Source organism: Staphylococcus sp. HMSC034G07 (assembly GCF_001835975.1).
Classification (GTDB): Bacteria; Bacillota; Bacilli; order Staphylococcales; family Staphylococcaceae; genus Staphylococcus; species Staphylococcus ureilyticus.
Genome location: NZ_KV826609.1, coordinates 105,475 through 126,531 on the forward strand (window position 1 = coordinate 105,475; position 21,057 = coordinate 126,531).

The window sequence follows — 21,057 nt, forward strand, 5'->3', positions numbered from 1 at the left end:
CTGGCATAGCAGGAGACGGTGCTAAATTAGGTACTAGTATTGTAGATATCGTAGAAAATGGTGTAGGTTTAGCAAGTAAATTATTCGGATTTTAATTTGAATTTCTATGACGGACTGGCCAAGGTAATAACCTTGGCCTTTTTTGTTTGCTAATATTTGAAATATGGTATGATGAAATAAAATTCGACTATGTTTATACATTAACGATGACATAATTAATTGACTTTATTAAGTGAATTCATTAAGGGGTTAGAAAATACTATGAATAAAAGATGTTTGCTTATCGATTTTGACGATACAATTGTAGATTTTCATGATGCTGAAGCATATGCATTTCATCAACTTACAAAAAAATATAATTTAGAGACAGATCAAAATGATTTAAATCAATTTATAACTGTAAATCAAGCACATTGGGAAGCGTTTCAACAAAATCAATTAACAAAAACTGAAGTGTTAAGTAAAAGGTTTGAAGTGTATTTTGATTTACATCAAATCAATGTGAATGGGCAAGAAGCGGATGTAATCTTTCGGGATGAACTCGCAAATGCCCCAATAAAGTATTTTATGAATACGGTGGAAACATTGGGTATGCTCAAAAACACTCACGATCTATATATTGTTACCAATGGAGTTTTAGAAACACAACAAAGACGTATAGCAAAAACAGAAATGGGAGATTGGTTTAAAGGTGTGTTTGTATCTGAACAAACTGGATATCAAAAACCTATGCCAGAATTTTTTGATTTTGTTTTTAATAAAATCGGTCATGACAAAAGAGCTCATGCAATGATTGTTGGCGATTCAATAACATCAGATATTTTAGGTGGAAAAAATGCGGCAATAAAAACATGTTGGTTTAATCCAAGAAATAAAATAAATGATACAGAAATTAATCCAGATTATACTATCGAATCGCTTGATCAATTGTTAGATATAGCAAAATAAAAGAAGCGTGAATTATAATCAGAAAAATTGATTGTAATTCACGCTTCATATTATGTTAATGATAATTTAAGAAATGAAAAAGTTTATTTTATTAAAAAACATATACTATATATTAAAAATGCGTGTATCATTTTTTAGTGGCATTGGACAGGAAAATCATGGTGTCCAAATAAGTATATCGTGACCGTCTTTATTTTGTTGTTCGATATCTTTAAATCCATGTTTAATGAAGAAATTTTTTGATTGATTACGAGCAATGACTTTAATAGGTTGACCTTGTTCCTTAGCAAAATCTAGCAGTGCTTCGCCGTAACCACGACCTTGGAAATCACGTAAAACTTCTAATTTCCATAAAATATTATAATCATCAAAATCTGAGAAGTATACTTCTTCAACTTCTCCTTTACGGTATAAAGCCATACGAGCACCTAACCTATCACCGACATATATGCCATAAAATGGTGAGTCCGAACTAGCGTCTATCATTTCACCGCGTAATTCATCTACTAAATATAAATCTTCATTTCCGAAGTTCCTAAAATCTTCAAATAATTCATCTGTTTTGTAATTAATATCTAGTCGTTTAACATTACTCACTTTAGCTTCCCCCTTTGCTTTATTACTAACTATTATACCTTATTTTATTGGATATTTCACAAAAATGAATGCTTAAAACATTTTATGTAAAATCAATATTAATTTGTGCTTTGTTTTAATATATTTAAAGGTACTGATCGTATGTATAAGCATTGGATTACAATGTTGAAAGAGAGTAAGTATAATTTCTAATAAATTTATAAGCCGTAAAATTGTCAATGTTGAATATAAACTTTATACTAAATAGGAATAGAGTAACGTAAGGAGAATTACGAATGGATTGTATGACAACGAAACTTAATGAAAAAGATCAATTTATAGCGAATATTAAAAATAGTGATTCAACTTTAGCTAAGTATTATCATCTTGATGCAATGGATGAACAAAATTATAAAAAAAGACTACTTTCAGAAAATAACGGAAGAGAAGCGTCTCTAGCCAAAATCATTGAAGCATATATGGATGATTTAACATTAGATTATCAACAAAATAAAAATTTAAAAGCACTTAGTAAAGGTGCGAAAGTTGTAATCGGTGGTCAACAAGCTGGTTTGTTTGGTGGACCTTTATATACGTTTCATAAAATATTTTCGATTATTACATTAAGTGAAAAACTATCGAAAGATTACGATACACATGTTGTTCCTGTTTTTTGGATTGCAGGTGAAGATCATGATTTTGATGAAGTAAATCATACTTATGTTTTTAATGAACATACGGCAACGTTACAAAAAATAAAATATAGTACTATGACGCCTCCAGAATCTAGTGTTTCAAAGTATACGCCAGATAAAGAAGCGTTACATAAAGCATTAAATCAATTTTTCAAAGAATTAAAAGAAACTGAGGCTTCTCCAAAACTACTAAACATGTGTAGAAAGATTATCGATAACTATGATGGTTGGACTGACATGTTTAAAGCGTTATTACACGAAGTTTTCAAACATTACGGATTATTACTGATAGATGCAAATGATAAAGCATTGCGTCGTTTAGAAAAGCCAATGTTCAAGGACATTATTAAAAATCATAATTTAGTTGACGATGCCTTTAGGCAAACACAGGCTCAAACTATCACTGACGGTTTAGATCAAATGATACAGACAGAGACGAATGTACATTTGTTTATGGATGATGGTGGTGTAAGACAACTATTAACTTTTGAAAATGGAAGTTTCTATTTAAATAAATCAGAGAAATCGTTTTCGGAACAAGAACTTCTTAATATGGTAGAAACAGACCCAGAAAAATTTTCTAATAATGTCGTTACGAGACCAGTAATGGAAGAATGGCTATTTAATACAGTAGCATTCATAGGCGGCCCTAGTGAAATTAAATATTGGACAGAATTAAGTGAAGTTTTTCGAACATTACAAGTAGATATGCCTATCGTTTTACCACGATTAAGGATTACGTATTTAAATACCAGAATAGAAAAATTAGTAGCACAATATCGATTGAATTGTAATAATATCATTGAAAAAGGAATTGAAGCAGATAAAACAAAGTTTATTAGATCTAAAGCTTCGCAATCTTTTATAGAACAGATTGAAGCTTTAAAAGAACAGCAAAATGATTTGTTTCAATCTCTTCAGGCAGAAGTTAAAGACAATCATGATAATAAGGTATTGTTGAACAAAAATAACGAAATTCACCAAAAGCAATTTGATTATTTAATAAAACGGTATTTATTGAATGTTGAAAGAGAAAATGACATTAGCATGAAACATTTTGAGCTCATAAGTCAAACACTCCATCCAATGGGTGGATTACAAGAAAGAATTTGGAATCCACTTCAAATTATGAATGATTTTGGGATAGATGTGTTTAGTCCCTCCACTTATCCACCACTTTCATACACATTTGATCATATATTGATAAAAACTTAGAGTATCAAGGGAAGCACCCGGTTCATTTAAAAGATGAATCGGGTGTTTTTTTCTATGTTTCAAGAAATTTTGGTGAAATTTGTATAATTAGTGGAGGATAGTGGTGAGATGTGGTAAATTATATATATAAGAAGGTGAGGTGATTATAAATGTTCATGGGTGAATACGAGCATCAATTGGATACTAAGGGACGTATGATTGTTCCGTCCAAATTTCGTTATGACCTAAATGAGCGTTTTATAATTACCCGTGGCCTTGATAAATGCTTATTTGGTTACACTTTAGAAGAATGGCAAGTAATTGAAGAGAAAATGAAAACCTTACCAATGACAAAAAAAGATGCGCGTAAATTCATGCGTATGTTCTTTTCAGGTGCTGTTGAAGTGGAATTAGATAAGCAAGGGCGTATAAATATTCCTCAAAATTTGAGGAAATATGCCAATTTGAGTAAGGAATGTACGGTAATAGGTGTCTCAAACCGTATTGAAATTTGGGATAGAGAAACTTGGAATGATTTTTATGATGAATCAGAAGATAGTTTTGAAGATATTGCCGAAGACTTAATTGACTTTGATTTTTAAATGGAGGCGTTAAATTGTTTCATCATGTCAGCGTTATGCTAAAAGAAACTATAGATTATTTAGATATTAAAGAAGATGGCATATATGTCGACTGTACATTAGGTGGAGCAGGCCATGCCCTCTATTTATTAAATCAAATTGGAGACGAAGGTAGACTTATTGCAATTGATCAAGATACAACAGCACTTGAAAATGCAAAAGAAGTATTGAAAGACCATATACATAAAGTTACCTTCGTCCATAGCAACTTTAGAAAATTAACTGAAATTTTAGATGATTTAAATATTGAAAAAGTAGATGGCATTTATTATGACTTGGGTGTGTCTAGCCCCCAATTAGACGTACCTGAAAGAGGTTTTAGTTATCATAATGATGCGAAATTAGATATGCGTATGGATCAAACCCAATCATTATCAGCGTATGAAGTAGTTAATGATTGGTCATTTGAAAAATTAGTGAGAATTTTTCATCGTTATGGCGAAGAAAAATTTTCGAAACAAATTGCTAGACGAATAGAACAAAATAGAGCACAAAAGCCAATTGAAACAACTTTAGAACTGGTGGATGTTATTAAAGAAGGAATACCTGCTAAGGCAAGACGAAAAGGCGGGCATCCTGCTAAAAGGATTTTCCAAGCAATTAGAATTGCAGTTAATGATGAATTGTCTGCATTTGAAAATTCATTAGAACAAGCAATCGAGCTTGTGAAAGTGAACGGAAGAATATCTGTGATTACGTTCCACTCGTTAGAAGATCGCCTTTGTAAACAAATGTTCCAAGAATATGAAAAAGGCCCCGAAGTGCCAAGAGGCTTACCAGTTATTCCAGAAGCTTATACACCAAAATTGAAAAGAGTTAATCGAAAACCAATTATTGCTACAGATGAAGATTTAGAAAAAAATAATCGAGCGCGTAGTGCCAAGTTACGTATAGCTGAAATACTAAAATAAGGAGTGATTTTTGAGTGGCAGTAGAGAAGATATACCAACCGTATAGTGGAGCAGAACAACAAATACCACAAACGCAACCGTCGCCTCATCCCCAGAGTCAACCCCAGACAGTTAAGCGTAAAGTAATTGTCAAGCTAACTAAGTTTGAAAAGATGTTATACATAGGACTTATAACAGTGATTGCTTTAATAAGTATTTATATGCTATCTTTAAAAATGGATGCGTATGAAACTCGAGAAAAAATTGCAGATTTAGATACAAAAATTGAAAAACAATCTAGTGAAAACAGCGCAATAAAATCTGAAATTAAAAAGAACTCCTCATATGAACGCATTTACGATAAGGCCAAAAAAGATGGAATGAGCCTTAAGAACGATAATGTAAAGGTAGTGCGTAATAATGGCGAAGCGAAGAATTAAATTAAAAAAACCGAAGTTTTCAATTAAAAAAAGTAAAATAGGGGCAGTCCTACTCATTCTTGGATTTGGACTGCTCTTTTTTACGTTGGTTTTAAGATACTCATATATTATGTTGACAGGACACTCTTCTGGTGAAGATTTAATTATGAAAGCGAACGAAAAATACTTAGTAAATAGTCAGCAGCAACCAGAACGAGGTAAGATTTATGACAGAAATGGCAAAGTGTTAGCGGAAGATGTGGAACGGTATAAAGTTGTGGCAGTTGTTGATAAAAAAGCAAGCGAAGGCAGCGATAAACCTAAGCATGTAAAAGACAAAAAAGAAACTGCAAAAAAACTTGCGACAGTGATTGATATGTCAGCAAAAGAAATTGAGAAAAAACTAGATAATAAAAAAGCCTTTCAAGTTGAATTTGGTCAAAAAGGCACAGATTTAACGTATCAAGAGAAAGAAAAAATTGAAAAAATGAAACTTCCTGGTGTGACGTTATATCCAGAAACTGAAAGATTTTATCCTAATGGAAACTTTGCATCTCACTTGATAGGTATAGCTCAAAAAGATCCAGATAGTGGAGAATTAAAAGGTGCTTTAGGTGTTGAAAAAATATTTGATAGCTATCTTTCAGGACAAAAAGGTGCTTTATCGTATATTCATGATATTTGGGGGTATATTGCACCAAACACTAAAAAAGAAAAAGTGCCTAAACGTGGAGATGACGTACATTTAACACTTGATTCAAATATACAGGTTTTCGTTGAAGAAGCGTTAGATGGCATGGTTGAACATTATAAGCCAAAAGATTTGTTTGCCGTAGTGATGGATGCGAAAACAGGAGAAATCTTGGCATTTAGTCAAAGACCAACTTTTAATCCAGAAACTGGTAAAGATTTTGGGAAAAAATGGGCAAATGATTTATATCAAAACACATATGAACCAGGGTCAACTTTTAAATCTTATGGTCTAGCGGCAGCAATTCAAGAAGGCAAATTTAAACCTGATAAAAAATATACTGCTGAACCTAGAGAAGTAATGGGCTCTAAAATATCTGACTGGAATAAAGTAGGTTGGGGAAAAATCTCAATGTCTACTGGTTTCACGTATTCTTCAAACACTTTAATGATGCACTTACAAGATTTAGTTGGCTCAGATAAGATGAAAGAATGGTATGAAAAATTTGGTTTTGGTAAATCTACTAAGAGTATGTTTGATGGTGAATCTACGGGCGGTATAGCTTGGGATAATGAAGCACAGCAAAAAACATCCTCATTTGGTCAATCTACAACTGTAACACCAGTTCAAATGTTAAGAGCGCAATCCGCTTTTAATAATGAAGGTAAAATGCTGCAACCATGGTTTGTAGATAGCGTGAGCAATCCTGTTACTGATGATACTTTTTATAAGGGTAAAAAAGAGTTTGCAGGAAAACCAATTACGAAAGACACTGCTAAGAAAGTGCGTACTGAATTAGACAAAGTTGTAAACAGTGAAGATAGTCATGCTAAAAACTATCAAATTGATGGTTATGACGTAGCAGGTAAAACAGGTACAGCACAAGTTGCTGACTCTGATAATGGTGGTTATGTTCAAGGGGAAAATCCATACTTTGTAAGTTTTATTGGTGATGCACCTAAAGATGATCCAGAAGTAATAGTGTATGCTGGTATGAGTTTAGCACAAAAAAATGACCAAGAAGCTTATGAAATGGGTGTAAGTAAAGCGTTTAAACCTATTATGGAAAACACATTGAAATACTTAAACGTAGGAGATAAAAACTCTAAAGATAAATCTGATGTGAAGTATAGTAAAGTGCCAGATGTTCAAGGTCAGGAAACGCAAAAAGCACAAGATAAGGTGAATGGTAAGTCTCTCGAACCAATTGTCATAGGAAGTGGAGATAAAGTTGTTAAACAATCAGTATCACCAGATAAAGAAGTGCTACCGAATAGTAAGGTATTATTACTGACAGATGGGGATATAACTATGCCAGACATGACAGGTTGGACAAAAGAAGAAGTGATTGCTTTTGAAACCTTGACGCAAACAAAAGTAACTACAAAAGGAAGTGGCTTCGTTTCTAATCAATCTGTTAGTAAAGGACAAAAAGTTGATAAAAAAGATAAAGTAGAAGTGACGTTATCTGCAGAAGCGGTTAATGGTGAGTCTTCGACGACATCATCCAAAGAAAAAGAATCGTCCAAAGATGATTCTAATAAAAAAGATGATAATAACTCAGATTCAAACAGTGATAAACAAAGTGAATAAAAATTTATTGTATTTCTGACGTCACTGGTAAAACATGTTAAAATGTATCATTTGAAAATTGATGCGAGGTAGTAATTTAAATGTTGAATACAAAATATAATTTTGAAATTTGAAACATACTTACTGCCTCGTTACATATGATTTATAAGTTGCACTTAGCATTAACGACATCAATCCAATTTAATATTAAAGGAGCATAATATGGTTTATTTACTAGCGATCATTGCACTACTAATAACATTTATATTAGTCCCTGTATTGATACCAACACTAAAGCGAATGAAATTTGGACAAAGTATAAGAGAAGAAGGCCCTCAAAGCCATATGAAAAAAACAGGTACACCGACGATGGGAGGATTAACTTTCCTACTTAGTATCATTGTCACATCAATATTAGCTATTATTTTTATGGATAATGCAAATCCGATTATATTGTTGTTGTTTGTGACGATTGGTTTTGGATTAATTGGTTTTATTGATGACTATATCATTGTTGTTAAAAAGAACAATCAAGGATTAACGAGTAAACAAAAATTCCTTGCTCAAATCGCTATTGCAGTTGTTTTCTTCATATTAAGCCAAGTGTTTAATCTAACAGACTTTTCAACGGGAATTCATATTCCATTTACAGGTTTAGAAGTACCATTATCAATTGCATATGTAATTTTCATTGTATTTTGGCAGGTTGGTTTTTCTAATGCGGTCAATTTAACAGATGGATTAGATGGACTTTCTACTGGGCTTTCTATTATTGGATTTATTATGTATGCGCTTATGGCATATATCCAAGGTGCAAATTCTATTGGCTTGTTTTGTATTATCATGATTTTCGCATTACTTGGATTCTTACCTTTTAATTTAAATCCCGCTAAGGTATTTATGGGAGATACAGGTAGTTTAGCTCTAGGCGGTATTTTTGCTACAATTTCAATTATGCTAAATCAAGAATTGTCACTTATTTTTATCGGTTTTGTATTTGTAGCTGAAACATTATCAGTTATGATTCAAGTCACATCATATAAGCTTACAGGAAAAAGAGTTTTCAAAATGTCACCACTACATCACCACTTTGAGCTAGTAGGTTGGAATGAAAGAAAAGTTGTTACTGTATTTTGGACAGTTGGTATTATTTCAGGTCTTATTGGCTTATGGATTGGAGTGAATTAAATTGCTGAAATATACAGGTTTAGAAAATAAAAATGTATTAGTAATAGGATTAGCAAAAAGTGGGTATGAAGCTGCGAAATTGTTACAAAAACTTGGTGCAAATGTCGTTGTTAACGATGGCAAAGATTTAAGCCAAGATGCACATGCAATCGATTTAGAAAATATGGGTGTCAAAGTTGTTGGTGGAGCGCATCCATTTTCCTTACTTGATAATGAACCCCTCATTTTTAAAAATCCAGGTATTCCATACACGGTTCCGTTAATTCAAGAAGCGGAACGTCGAGGATTACACATACTTACTGAAGTAGAACTAAGTTATTTAGTTTCCAAAGCGCCCATTATTGGCGTGACTGGAACAAATGGAAAAACAACGGTCACTTCTTTAATAGGTGATATGTTTAAAAAAAGTAGAATTACTGGTAAATTATCTGGCAATATAGGTTATGTAGCTTCAAAAGTGGCACAAGAAGTAGAAGAAGAGGATTACCTTATAACTGAACTCTCTTCATTTCAATTACTAGGTATCGATCAATATAAGCCACATATATCGATTATTACAAATATTTATTCTGCACATTTGGATTATCATGAGAATTTAGAGAATTATCAAAATGCAAAAAAACAAATATATAAAAATCAAACTGAAGAGGATTATTTAATATGTAATTATCATCAACGTCACCTGATTGAATCAGAATCCTTAAAAGCAAAAGTGTATTACTTTTCTACACAACAAGAGGTTGATGGTATATACGTAAAAGATGGTTATATTACATTTAAAGGTTTCCGACTTATTCATAAAGATGACTTAGTATTACCTGGTGAACACAATTTAGAAAATATACTCGCAGCTGTGTTAGCGGCACTATTAGCAGGGGTTTCAGTAAGAGCCATAATAGATAGTTTGACAACTTTTTCTGGTATAGAGCATAGACTTCAATATGTAGGTTCAAACAAAACCAATAAATATTATAATGATTCTAAGGCTACCAATACTTTAGCGACACAGTTTGCTCTAAATTCATTTGAGCAACCCATTATTTGGTTGTGTGGTGGTTTAGACAGAGGCAATGGATTTGATGAATTGATTCCATATATGAATAACGTCAGAGTGATGGTGACCTTTGGTGAGACGCAAGAAAAATTTGTGAAATTAGGTGAGAATCAAGGTAAATATGTAATAAAGGCCACAGATGTAGAAGACGCAGTCGATAAAGTACAATCAGTTATTGAGCCTAATGACGTTGTATTATTATCACCAGCTTGTGCAAGTTGGGATCAATACAATACATTTGAAGAGCGCGGAAATAAGTTTATTAAGAGCTTCCAAGCGCACTTACCTTCACTTTAAAGGTTGTGAAATAAATGTCAGATAAAGTTAGTGAATTTGATTCTGAATATTTAAAAGAGAAACGTGCAAAACGACGTAAAAAACAAAAACAAATCCAATACGCAATCTTCGGTATTTTGCTATTTATTATTTTACTGATTCTTATTTATATGTTCACGCCATTGAGTAAAATCAACTCGGTGACAATTGAAGGTAATGACAATGTATCTAAAGCTTCTATAAAAAAAGCGATAGATGTAAAAGATGACTCTAGAATGTATACCTATAGTACTTCATCAGCTGTTAATAATTTAAAAAAGAATAAATTAATAAAGCATGCAGAAGTAACTAAAGTATTGCCGAATAAGGTGAAGGTTAAAGTGACAGAAAGCCAAATCGTTGGTTTAGTTAAAAAGAAAGATCATTATGTACCGATTCTTGAAGATGGAACAGAATTAGAAAATTATGAAGAAAGTAATGTAACAAATGACGGTCCCGTCCTTGAAGGATTCAAAAAAGAGAAAAAAGAAAAAATAATACAAGAATTAGCAAAAATGCCTACAAAAGTGCGTAGCATGATCGCCGAAGTGCAATATGACCCGCAAGAAAATTTACAAAACCAAATCAAGTTATATACGACAGATGAGATTCAAATTGTGGGTAATTTGAATACTATTGCAAATAAAATGAAGTATTATCCTCAAATGTCACAGTCGTTAGAACGTGATGAATCAGGAAGCTTAAAAAAATCAGGCTACATTGATTTGTCTGTTGGTGCTTCTTTTATTCCTTATAGTGGTGGAAGTACTACTAAATCAACAAGTGATCAAAATGTTGACAAAGGAAACACAGAAGAAGATAAGGCGAAAGACGAGTTACAAAGTGCCTTAAATAAGATAAATAAAGAATCAGACAAAAATAATTAAAAAATTTAGACAAATACATGTGTTTATAGTTCACAAGCGTCAAAACGTATTGTAAACTGTTAATAGTGTGAACATGAATAAGTTATTGTCAGGAGGTGCCTATCTATGGAAGAGCATTATTATGTAAGTATAGATATCGGTTCGTCAAGTGTTAAAGCGATAGTGGGCGAAAAATTTCACAATGGAATAAATGTGATAGGTACAGGACAGACCTACACAAGTGGTATAAAAAATGGTCTTATTGATGATTTCGACATCGCAAAACAAGCGGTTAAAGATACAATCAAAAAAGCCTCTATTGCATCAGGCGTCGATGTTAAAGAAGTATTTTTAAAACTTCCAATTATCGGAACTGAGGTATTTGATGAGTCAAATGAAATTGAATTTTATGAAGATACTGAACTAGATGGTACACACATTGAGCGTGTACTTGAAGGTATTCGTGAAAAAAATGATGTACCCGAAACAGAAATAATAAACGCTTTCCCAATTAAATTTGTTGTGGATGGCGATAATGAAGTGTCAGATCCTAAAGAACTCATTGCAAGACATAGTTTGAAAGTTGAAGCTGGTGTTATTGCGATTCAAAAATCAATTTTAATAAACATGATTAAATGTGTAGAATCTTGTGGTGTAGATGTATTAGATGTATACTCTGATGCATATAACTATGGCTCAGTACTTTCGGCAACTGAGAAAGAACTTGGCGCATGCATTATTGACATTGGTGAGGATATAACACAATTGGCATTTTACGAAAGAGGAGAGCTTGTAGATGCTGATGCTATAGAAATGGCTGGTAGAGATATAACGGAAGATATTGCAAAAGGTTTAAATACTTCTTATGAAACGGCTGAAAAAATCAAACATCAATATGGTCACGCTTTCTTTGATTCAGCGTCGGATCATGATGTGTTTACTATTGATCAAATAAATAGCGAAGAAGAAGCACAATTTACTCAAAAAGATTTGGCAGATGTGATAGAAGCACGTGTGGAAGATATATTCTTTAATGTGTTTGATGTATTACAAGAGTTAGGTCTTACAAAAGTAAATGGTGGTTTCGTTGTAACAGGTGGTTCGGCCAATTTACTAGGCGTTAAAGAATTGCTGCAAGACATGGTAAGTGAAAAAGTAAGAATTCATACGCCATCCCAAATGGGTATAAGAAAACCAGAGTTTTCTTCAGCGATTTCAACGATTTCTAGTAGCATTACTTTCGACGAATTACTAGATTATGTTACAATAAATAATCATGACAGTGAAGAATTTGAAGAAGAAGTCATAGAATCAAATGATCGAGAAAATAGTACGAAGTCAAGCGGATTTGATTGGTTCAAAAAGAAATCAAACAAACAAGAAGAGCCACATACATCAACTTCTGATATAGAAGAACCAGAAGCGTCTGAGGCATACGAACATGAAGACAACATAGAACAAGAAGAAGAAAGTAAACCTCAAGACAAAGAAGAAAGTAAGTTCAAGAAACTTATGAAATCTCTATTCGATTGATTGGCCACTAAAACTAGGAGGAAATTTAAATGTTAGAATTTGAACAAGGATTTAATCATTTAGCGACGTTAAAAGTCATCGGTGTAGGGGGCGGCGGAAATAACGCTGTTAACCGAATGATTGATCATGGTATGAATAATGTTGAATTTATTTCAATCAATACGGATGGACAAGCTTTAAACTTATCTAAAGCTGAGTCTAAAATCCAAATTGGTGAAAAATTAACACGTGGTTTAGGCGCTGGTGCAAACCCTGAAATTGGTAAAAAAGCTGCCGAAGAATCTCGTGAGCAAATTGAAGATGCAATCCAAGGTGCTGATATGGTATTCGTAACAGCAGGAATGGGCGGCGGTACTGGTACAGGTGCTGCTCCAGTTGTAGCAAAAATTGCAAAAGAAATGGGAGCGTTAACAGTTGGTGTTGTTACACGTCCATTCGGGTTTGAAGGCCGTAAGCGTCAAACACAAGCAGCTGCTGGTGTAGAATCAATGAAAGCTGCTGTTGATACATTAATCGTCATCCCTAACGACCGTTTATTAGATATTGTTGATAAGTCAACACCAATGATGGAAGCATTTAAAGAAGCAGACAATGTATTACGTCAAGGTGTTCAAGGTATTTCAGACTTAATCGCTGTTTCAGGTGAAGTTAACCTTGACTTTGCAGACGTTAAAACAATTATGTCTAACCAAGGTTCTGCATTAATGGGTATCGGTGTATCTTCTGGTGAAAACCGTGCTGTAGAAGCTGCTAAAAAAGCTATTTCTTCTCCATTATTAGAAACTTCTATTGTAGGTGCACAAGGTGTGCTAATGAACATTACTGGTGGAGAGTCATTATCATTATTTGAAGCACAAGAAGCAGCAGACATTGTTCAAGATGCAGCTGATGAAGATGTTAATATGATTTTCGGTACTGTGATTAACCCAGAATTACAAGATGAAATCGTAGTAACAGTCATTGCTACTGGATTTGAAGATAAACCTTCATCTCAAGGTCGCAAAGCTTCAAATACTGGATTTGGCAACAGTGCATCATCTGGAAGTACAACTGCAAAAGAAGATTCATTCTCTTCTAGTGCATCACAAACGACAGACAGTGCAAATGAAGGTAGAACACATACTACAAATGAAGATGATATTCCTAGCTTTATCAGAAATCGTGAAGAAAGACGTTCTAGAAGAACTAGACGTTAATCTCGAATGGACTTCTTCTTCTGTTAGTTTTTCATAATAATTAATAATAATTTAGACAATATAAAATATATAAATGTCATCAGGTCCAAAGATCTGATGACTTTTTTGAATTTAGAAGTTGGCATATCATTTGTTGTGAACTACATTATTATGTAGAAAAATATAGTTTTCAATTATTTAGAATCTCCCGAATGTCTTTAGATAGTTTATAAATGTTGAATAGCTGGAGGTTTATAGCATGCAAGAGAAATTTATCAAAGATCGTCATATTTTAAAATATGACGATAATCAATTAAAGAATGTGAAATTGGGTATAACAACAAGAGAAGAAGGATACAGCCATTACCCGAAAGATGCATTTAATATGGCTAGATACATTAATGATGATCAAGATAATGTAACGAGGCACCAAGCGTTACTTGCTTCTGTAATTCAGTTTCCGAGAAATCAATGGGTTTTCCCGATTCAAACACATGAAAATAAGGTAGTTGAAATTACAAACAAAGATAAAGGTACTAATATTGATAGTCTTTCTAATGCATTACATGGTATAGATGGTATGTATACATTTGAAAATGACATTTTATTAACTATGTGTTATGCAGATTGTGTACCAATTTATTTTTATAGCGAAAAACATCACTTTGTAGGCTTAGCTCATGCAGGTTGGCGTGGCACAGTAGGTCAAATTGTCAATCAAATGTTAAAATGTATACCATTTGATTGGAACGACTTAAGCGTTGTTATTGGACCAGCAACTGCAAATTCATATGAAATTAATGATGATATTAAAAGCAAGTTTGAGCAATTACCTATAGATGCTCATCAATATATCGAAACAAGAGGTGACAATCGTCATGGCATAGACCTAAAAAAGGCGAATGCTATGTTGTTAGAGTATGATGGTGTTCCGAAAAATAATATTTATATAACGAATTATGCGACATCGGAAGATTTAAATTTGTTCTTTTCATATAGAGTAGAGAAAGGCGATACAGGTCGTATGTTAGCTTATATTGGTCAATAACTAAGAGGTGTATAAAAATTGGATGTACAACAAAGTTTAGCGCAAATAAATGAACAATTGAAAATACATTGCGAAAAAGGTAATATTACAACAGTCCCGCACGTGATAGCAGTGACAAAATATGTTACAATAGAGCGAGCTAATGATGCTTATCAAGCAGGTATTAGACATTTTGGTGAGAATCGTTTAGAAGGTTTTCAACAAAAGAAAGCAGCTTTACCAGACGATGTAGTCATGCATTTTATCGGTTCTTTACAAACAAGAAAAGTTAAAGAGGTCATTAACGATATCGACTATTTTCACGCTTTAGATCGTCTGAAATTAGCAAAAGAGATTAATAAAAGAGCTGAACATAAAGTGAAATGTTTTGTTCAAGTCAACGTTTCTGGAGAAACGTCAAAACAAGGTATCGCTTTAGATGAGGTAGATACGTTTATTAAGGATTTAGAGCAATATGAAAACATAGAAATAATTGGTCTTATGACGATGGCACCTTATACGCATGATGAACCGTATATTAAAGATTTATTCAAATCATTAAGAGCAAAGAGAGATGAAATTAAAGCGCTCAATTTAAATTATGCACCATGCACAGAATTGTCAATGGGAATGAGTAATGATTACCATTTAGCAGCCGAAGAAGGTGCATCATTTGTGAGAATTGGGACTAAACTTGTAGGAAAAGAGGAGTGAGCCCCGTGGCTTTAAAAGATTTATTTAGTGGTTTTTTCGTAGTTGAAGAGGAAGACGATGATTTACAAGCGCCACCTGAAGAAGAACAAGATAGACAACAAGCGCAGTCTCAAACAAATTATAATAATCAACAAAATGACAATACAGAAAGACAACGCATACAGTCCGTACCCAAAAAACAACCAACAAGATTACAACAATCAACCGGGGAAAGGAAGTATCAAATGAATAACAGTGCACCTAAAAATAATACTAGGAACGTTGTGAACATGAATAATCAAGATCAAAACAATTATGGTTTTACGCAAGAAAGTTCTAAAATGTGTTTATTTGAACCACGCGTCTTTTCAGATACTCAAGACATTGCGGACGAATTAAAAAATCGCAGAGCAACTTTAGTGAACTTACAACGTATTGATAAAGTATCTGCAAAAAGAATTATCGATTTTCTAAGTGGTACCGTTTATGCAATTGGTGGAGACATTCAACGTGTAGGTTCTGACATATTCTTATGTACGCCAGATAATGTTGAAGTTGCAGGAAGCATAACAGACCAAATCGAAAATATGGAATACCAAGGTGAATAGAGGTAAACATTCATGGATATAGGTTTATTAGCAAATATATTTCAATTTATTTTATTCTTGGTTCAAATTTATTACTTTGGGATGATTGTATATTTCTTTATGTCATGGCTTCCAGGCGCACGTGAAAATAAATTCGGTCAATTTTTATCAAAATTGTATGAACCGTTTTTAGAACCATTCCGTAAAATTATTCCACCTATTGGCATGATTGATATTTCATCCATTGTTGCAATAATTGTACTTGTATTATTCCAAACTGGTTTAAAAAATATTTTTAATTTAATTTTAAATTATTTAGTGTAAGTTTTGTATTGAGGATAAATGATATTTGAATAAATTATTAAATAAATGTTAAGCACCTAACGTTAAAAACGCGAGGTGCTTTAACTTATATTTGGAGTGAAATCACATCGATATTTATCAACATTTTAGAAAAGAAGAACATGAATTAATCGATCAACTCATCGATAAGTGTTATCGTGCCAACAACCAATTTGCACCTGTATTAACTTCCTTTTTAGATCCTAGAGGGCAATATATATTAAATGTTGTAGTTGGTAGTTTTCAAGATTTAGAAGTTACTTTTTATGGTGGGCCATATGCTGAGAGACAAAGAGCCATCATAGCACCAGATTACTTTCATCCTGAGGTGGAAGATTTTGAAATCATTCTTTTTGAAATCGATTATCCTCAAAAATTTGTCACACTTCAACACCAACATGTCTTGGGCACAATTATGTCATTGGGAATCGAAAGAGACCAATTAGGTGATATTGTTGTAGATAATCGCATACAATTTACTTTGACAAAGCAATTAGAATCATATATTATATTGGAATTAAATAAAATTAAAGGCGCGACAGTTAAACTAAATGCGCTACCAATAAAAGATATGATACAATCAGTAGAGAACTGGCACTCATCCGAAACAACCGTATCTGGTTTACGTTTAGATGTCGTTCTAAAAGAAATGATTCGTAAATCTCGTTCTATTAGCAAACAGTTAATCGAAAAGAAACGTGTTAAAGTTAATCATACGATTATTGATTCTGCAGATTTCCAACTGGATAAAGGAGACTTACTATCTATTCAAGGTTATGGCAGAGCAATGATTACTGATATTGGTGGAAAAACAAAAAAAGATAAAGTACGAATTTCCTACAAAACTTTATTTAAATAAGTTATACTTATAAAGTGTAGAACAACCGAATTTTAACGACTAAAATAAGCAATGATACCATATAAGATGAAATTTTATTTATGATATTTAATGAAATTACAAAATAGTGTATGATAGAAGGAGGATAATGACGCATGGCTTTTACACCAAGTGAAATAAAAAACAAATCCTTTACTCGTGTGAAAACGGGTTTTGAACCAACTGAAGTTGAAAGTTATCTAGAACAGCTCAGTAATGAAATTGAACGTTTAAAAGAAGATAAAGCACAACTAGAAAAAGTTGTCGAAGATAAAGAAACAAATATTCAATCTTATAAAGATGTGCATCAATCTGTGAGCGATGCATTAGTTCAAGCGAAACAAGCTGGAGAAGAGACGAAAGCAGCAGCCAATAAAGATGCAGAGGCAACAATTGCTAAAGCAAAAAGCGAAGCAGATCGTATTGTCAATGATGCAGTTGAAAAAGCTCGCCGCCTTTCTTTCCAAACAGAAGATATGAAACGCCAATCTAAAATATTTAGATCTCGTTTCCGTATGTTAGTAGAAGCACAGTTAGATTTACTTAAAAATGATGATTGGGATTATTTATTAAATTATGACCTTGATTCTGAACAAGTAACACAAGAGAATATTAATCATTTAAATGAAAATGAATTAACTGAAGAAGAAAAAGCGATGAAAGCAAAAGCTGAAGCAGATAGTACGGCAGAGGTGGATGCAGAAGCAACAGATAACAGCGGTTCAACAGATAATGAGAATAATAAACAATAAACAGCAGACGCGTAAGAAACAGTCGATATATTCAAGCGAGTTAGGGATAGTGTGAGCCTAATATATATTTGTTTCTTATATCACTGTAGTTTTAACTGAATAACATGCAATGAGAGAACTCTAAGTTGAGTTAATCAGGGTGGTAACGCGGTATATATCGTCCCTGTTAATTGAACTTAGAGTTCTTTTTATTGTTAAATACTAAACAAGTCAGAATATTGTAATAAGGAGTGTAGGAAATGGACTACAAAGATACGTTATTAATGCCGAAAACGAATTTTCCAATGCGTGGAGGATTACCGAATAAAGAGCCAAAAATCCAAGAAGAATGGGATGCTAATGATATTTATCAAAAAGCATTAGACAAAAATAAAGATAACGAACATTATATTTTACATGATGGTCCACCATATGCAAATGGTAACTTACATATGGGACATGCGTTAAATAAAATTTTGAAGGATTTTATTACGCGTTATAAAACAATGCAAGGTTTCTATACACCATATGTTCCTGGTTGGGATACACATGGGTTACCAATCGAACAAGCGCTTACTAAAAAAGGTGTTAAGCGTAAAGAATTATCAATTGCTGAATTTAGAAGAAAATGTGAAGCATTTGCGTTAGAACAAATAGAAAATCAAAAAAAAGATTTTAAACGCCTTGGTGTTAAAGGAGATTTTGCTGATCCATATATTACATTAAAACCGGAATATGAAGCTGCACAAATTCGTTTATTTGGTGAAATGGCTGATAAAGGTCTTATTTACAAAGGTAAAAAACCAGTTTATTGGTCACCATCTAGTGAATCATCACTTGCTGAAGCAGAAATTGAATATCAAGATAAGCGTTCGCCATCTATTTATGTAGCATTTGATGTTAAAGATAGCAAAGGTATTGTTGATGAAGATGCAAAATTCGTTATTTGGACTACTACACCTTGGACATTACCATCGAATGTTGCGATCACAGTACACCCAGATTTAATTTATGGTCAATATAATGTGAATGGTGACAAATATATCATCGGTAAAGACTTAGTTGCTAATGTTGCTGAAGCATTAGGATGGAACGAAGATGCCATTGAATTAGAAAAAGAATTCAAAGGTAGTGACTTAGAGTATATCGAAACACAACATCCTTTTGTTGATCGTGTGTCACTCGTGATTAATGGATTACATGTGACAACAGATGCTGGTACAGGGTGTGTCCATACGGCACCTGGACATGGGGAAGACGACTTTGTAGTAGGTCAAAAATATAACTTGCCTGTTATTAGCCCTGTAGATGATAAAGGTGTATTTACAGAAGAAGCCGGTCAATTTGAAGGTATGTTCTACGATAAAGCGAACAAAGAAATTACAGATTTATTAAAAGAAAATGGTTCATTATTAAAATTAGAATTTATTACTCATAGTTACCCACATGATTGGCGTACTAAAAAACCTGTAATTTTCCGTGCAACACCACAATGGTTTGCCTCTATTGATAAAGTACGTCAAGATATTTTAGATGCAATCGAAGATACACACTTCAAGGTTGATTGGGGTAGAACTCGTATTTATAACATGGTAAGAGATCGTGGCGAATGGGTTATATCACGTCAACGTGTTTGGGGTGTACCATTACCAGTATTTTATGCGGAAAATGGCGATATTATTATGACTAAGGAAACTGTTAATCATGTTGCAGATTTATTCCAAGAACATGGTTCAAATGTATGGTTTGAGCGAGAAGCTGCAGAGTTACTACCTGAAGGGTTCACACATCCAAGCAGTCCAAATGGTGTGTTTACAAAAGAAACAGATATCATGGACGTTTGGTTCGATTCTGGATCATCACACCGTGGTGTATTAGAAGAACGTCCGGAACTATCATATCCTGCTGATTTATATCTAGAAGGTAGTGACCAGTACCGAGGTTGGTTTAACTCTTCAATTACAACTTCTGTTGCTACGAGAGGAATTTCACCATATAAAATGTTACTTTCACATGGATTTGTGATGGATGGTGAAGGTAAAAAGATGAGTAAATCATTAGGTAATGTTATTGTACCTGATCAAATCGTCAAACAAAAAGGTGCAGATATTGCGCGTCTTTGGGTAAGTAGTGTAGATTATTTATCAGATGTGCGTATTTCTGATGAAATTTTAAAACAAACTTCTGATGTATATCGTAAAATTAGAAATACCTTAAGATTTATGTTAGGTAATTTAAATGATTATAATCCTTCAACAGATGCAATTGCAGAATCTGAGCTATTAGAAGTAGATAAATATTTATTAAATAGATTACGTGAATTTACTGCGAATACGCTAGACAATTATGATAATTATGATTATTTAGATATATATCAAGAATTACAAAATTTCATTAACGTTGAATTAAGTAATTTCTATTTAGATTACGGTAAAGATATCTTGTACATTGAAGAGCAGAATGCACATAAACGTCGCAGTATGCAAACAGTGTTGTACCAAATTGTAGTAGACATGACAAAATTATTAGCGCCTATCCTAGCGCATACGTCTGAAGAAGTGTGGTCACATATCCCACATGTAGAGGAAGAAAGTGTTCATTTAACACGTATGCCTGAACGTGTAGCAGTTGATGCTGAATTCATGGAAAAATGGAATACATTTATGAAATTGCGTGACGATGTGAACCGTGCTTTAGAAGTTGCGCGTAATGAAAAAGTAATTGGTAAATCATTAGAAGCCAAAGTGGTAATCGGTAGCAATGATAACTTTGATGCGACTACATTTTTACAACAATTCTCTGACTTACAACAATTATTTATTACTTCACAAGCGGAGGTAGTTGATAAAGTTGAAAATGGAGAATCATATCAATATGGTGATATCCACATTGAACATGCTCACGGAGAAAAGTGTGAACGTTGTTGGAACTATAGTGAATCATTGGGTTCAGTAGGTGAATTAGATAACCTATGTCCGCGTTGTCAAGCAGTAGTTAAAACACTTGTTTAAATATTGATAAATGTTAAAGTAAGAACATGGCA

The 21,057-nt window shown here is 33.1% G+C and carries 20 protein-coding genes; 19 read left to right on the top strand and 1 reads right to left on the bottom strand.

Annotated elements, in window-relative coordinates:
- Together HMPREF2586_RS08590 and HMPREF2586_RS08595 are read left to right on the top strand one after the other, a co-directional pair.
- Positions 1–95 (top strand): beta-class phenol-soluble modulin (locus HMPREF2586_RS08590; RefSeq protein WP_070812714.1); only part of this gene is annotated, 95 nt, incomplete at its 5' end.
- 166 nt (positions 96–261) lie between these two features.
- On the top strand, positions 262–948 hold the full coding sequence (locus HMPREF2586_RS08595) for a YjjG family noncanonical pyrimidine nucleotidase (RefSeq protein ID WP_070037968.1): 687 nt from the start codon (positions 262–264) through the stop codon (positions 946–948).
- Between the two features lie 156 nt (positions 949–1,104).
- Here HMPREF2586_RS08595 and HMPREF2586_RS08600 read toward each other — a convergent pair whose 3' ends face one another.
- A complete protein-coding gene (locus tag HMPREF2586_RS08600) occupies positions 1,105–1,545 on the bottom strand; it encodes an N-acetyltransferase (protein ID WP_046208716.1) in 441 nt (146 codons plus the stop codon).
- A gap of 275 nt (positions 1,546–1,820) precedes the next feature.
- On the opposite strand from HMPREF2586_RS08600, the gene bshC reads away from it, so the two are divergent.
- The 17 genes from bshC (at position 1,821) to ileS (ending at position 21,025) form a co-directional block, all read left to right on the top strand.
- Positions 1,821–3,434 (top strand): bacillithiol biosynthesis cysteine-adding enzyme BshC, encoded by a 1,614-nt coding sequence (gene bshC, locus HMPREF2586_RS08605; RefSeq protein ID WP_070812715.1) that lies wholly within the window; start codon positions 1,821–1,823, stop codon positions 3,432–3,434.
- A 149-nt stretch (positions 3,435–3,583) separates the two neighbouring features.
- A complete protein-coding gene (gene mraZ, locus HMPREF2586_RS08610; protein ID WP_046208714.1) occupies positions 3,584–4,015 on the top strand; it encodes a division/cell wall cluster transcriptional repressor MraZ in 432 nt (143 codons plus the stop codon).
- Positions 4,016–4,029: 14 nt separating this feature from the next.
- Positions 4,030–4,965: a 16S rRNA (cytosine(1402)-N(4))-methyltransferase RsmH gene (gene rsmH, locus HMPREF2586_RS08615; RefSeq protein WP_046208713.1), complete on the top strand. Its 936-nt coding sequence runs from the start codon at positions 4,030–4,032 to the stop codon at positions 4,963–4,965.
- A 14-nt stretch (positions 4,966–4,979) separates the two neighbouring features.
- On the top strand, positions 4,980–5,384 hold the full coding sequence (ftsL, locus tag HMPREF2586_RS08620) for a cell division protein FtsL (protein WP_046208712.1): 405 nt from the start codon (positions 4,980–4,982) through the stop codon (positions 5,382–5,384).
- A complete protein-coding gene (locus HMPREF2586_RS08625) occupies positions 5,365–7,647 on the top strand; it encodes a penicillin-binding protein (RefSeq protein ID WP_070658374.1) in 2,283 nt (760 codons plus the stop codon). The genes ftsL and HMPREF2586_RS08625 overlap by 20 nt, the downstream gene beginning before the upstream one ends.
- Positions 7,648–7,848: 201 nt before the next feature.
- Positions 7,849–8,814, top strand: coding sequence for a phospho-N-acetylmuramoyl-pentapeptide-transferase (gene mraY, locus HMPREF2586_RS08630; protein ID WP_046208710.1), 966 nt, complete (start codon positions 7,849–7,851; stop codon positions 8,812–8,814).
- A 1-nt stretch (position 8,815) separates the two neighbouring features.
- On the top strand, positions 8,816–10,165 hold the full coding sequence (gene murD / locus HMPREF2586_RS08635) for a UDP-N-acetylmuramoyl-L-alanine--D-glutamate ligase (protein WP_064209076.1): 1,350 nt from the start codon (positions 8,816–8,818) through the stop codon (positions 10,163–10,165).
- 14 nt (positions 10,166–10,179) lie between these two features.
- Positions 10,180–11,070 carry a cell division protein FtsQ/DivIB gene (locus tag HMPREF2586_RS08640; protein WP_070658376.1) on the top strand — a complete coding sequence of 297 codons (891 nt, stop codon included), beginning with the start codon at positions 10,180–10,182 and terminating at the stop codon, positions 11,068–11,070.
- A gap of 105 nt (positions 11,071–11,175) precedes the next feature.
- Complete coding sequence (gene ftsA, locus HMPREF2586_RS08645; RefSeq protein WP_070658378.1) at positions 11,176–12,582, top strand: cell division protein FtsA; 1,407 nt, start codon at positions 11,176–11,178, stop codon at positions 12,580–12,582.
- 29 nt (positions 12,583–12,611) lie between these two features.
- Positions 12,612–13,778, top strand: a complete 1,167-nt coding sequence (gene ftsZ, locus HMPREF2586_RS08650; protein ID WP_046208707.1) for a cell division protein FtsZ — start codon at positions 12,612–12,614, stop codon at positions 13,776–13,778.
- A gap of 238 nt (positions 13,779–14,016) precedes the next feature.
- Positions 14,017–14,805, top strand: coding sequence for a peptidoglycan editing factor PgeF (gene pgeF / locus HMPREF2586_RS08655; RefSeq protein ID WP_070658380.1), 789 nt, complete (start codon positions 14,017–14,019; stop codon positions 14,803–14,805).
- A gap of 18 nt (positions 14,806–14,823) precedes the next feature.
- A complete protein-coding gene (locus HMPREF2586_RS08660) occupies positions 14,824–15,498 on the top strand; it encodes a YggS family pyridoxal phosphate-dependent enzyme (RefSeq protein WP_070658382.1) in 675 nt (224 codons plus the stop codon).
- Positions 15,499–15,503: 5 nt separating this feature from the next.
- Positions 15,504–16,085, top strand: a complete 582-nt coding sequence (locus HMPREF2586_RS08665; protein WP_046208704.1) for a cell division protein SepF — start codon at positions 15,504–15,506, stop codon at positions 16,083–16,085.
- 12 nt (positions 16,086–16,097) lie between these two features.
- Positions 16,098–16,388: a YggT family protein gene (locus HMPREF2586_RS08670; protein WP_070658384.1), complete on the top strand. Its 291-nt coding sequence runs from the start codon at positions 16,098–16,100 to the stop codon at positions 16,386–16,388.
- A gap of 106 nt (positions 16,389–16,494) precedes the next feature.
- Complete coding sequence (locus tag HMPREF2586_RS08675; RefSeq protein ID WP_070658386.1) at positions 16,495–17,265, top strand: YlmH family RNA-binding protein; 771 nt, start codon at positions 16,495–16,497, stop codon at positions 17,263–17,265.
- Between the two features lie 134 nt (positions 17,266–17,399).
- Positions 17,400–18,035 carry a DivIVA domain-containing protein gene (locus HMPREF2586_RS08680; RefSeq protein ID WP_070658388.1) on the top strand — a complete coding sequence of 212 codons (636 nt, stop codon included), beginning with the start codon at positions 17,400–17,402 and terminating at the stop codon, positions 18,033–18,035.
- A gap of 239 nt (positions 18,036–18,274) precedes the next feature.
- Positions 18,275–21,025, top strand: coding sequence for an isoleucine--tRNA ligase (gene ileS, locus HMPREF2586_RS08685; RefSeq protein ID WP_046208700.1), 2,751 nt, complete (start codon positions 18,275–18,277; stop codon positions 21,023–21,025).
- The last annotated feature ends 32 nt before the right edge of the window (positions 21,026–21,057 follow it).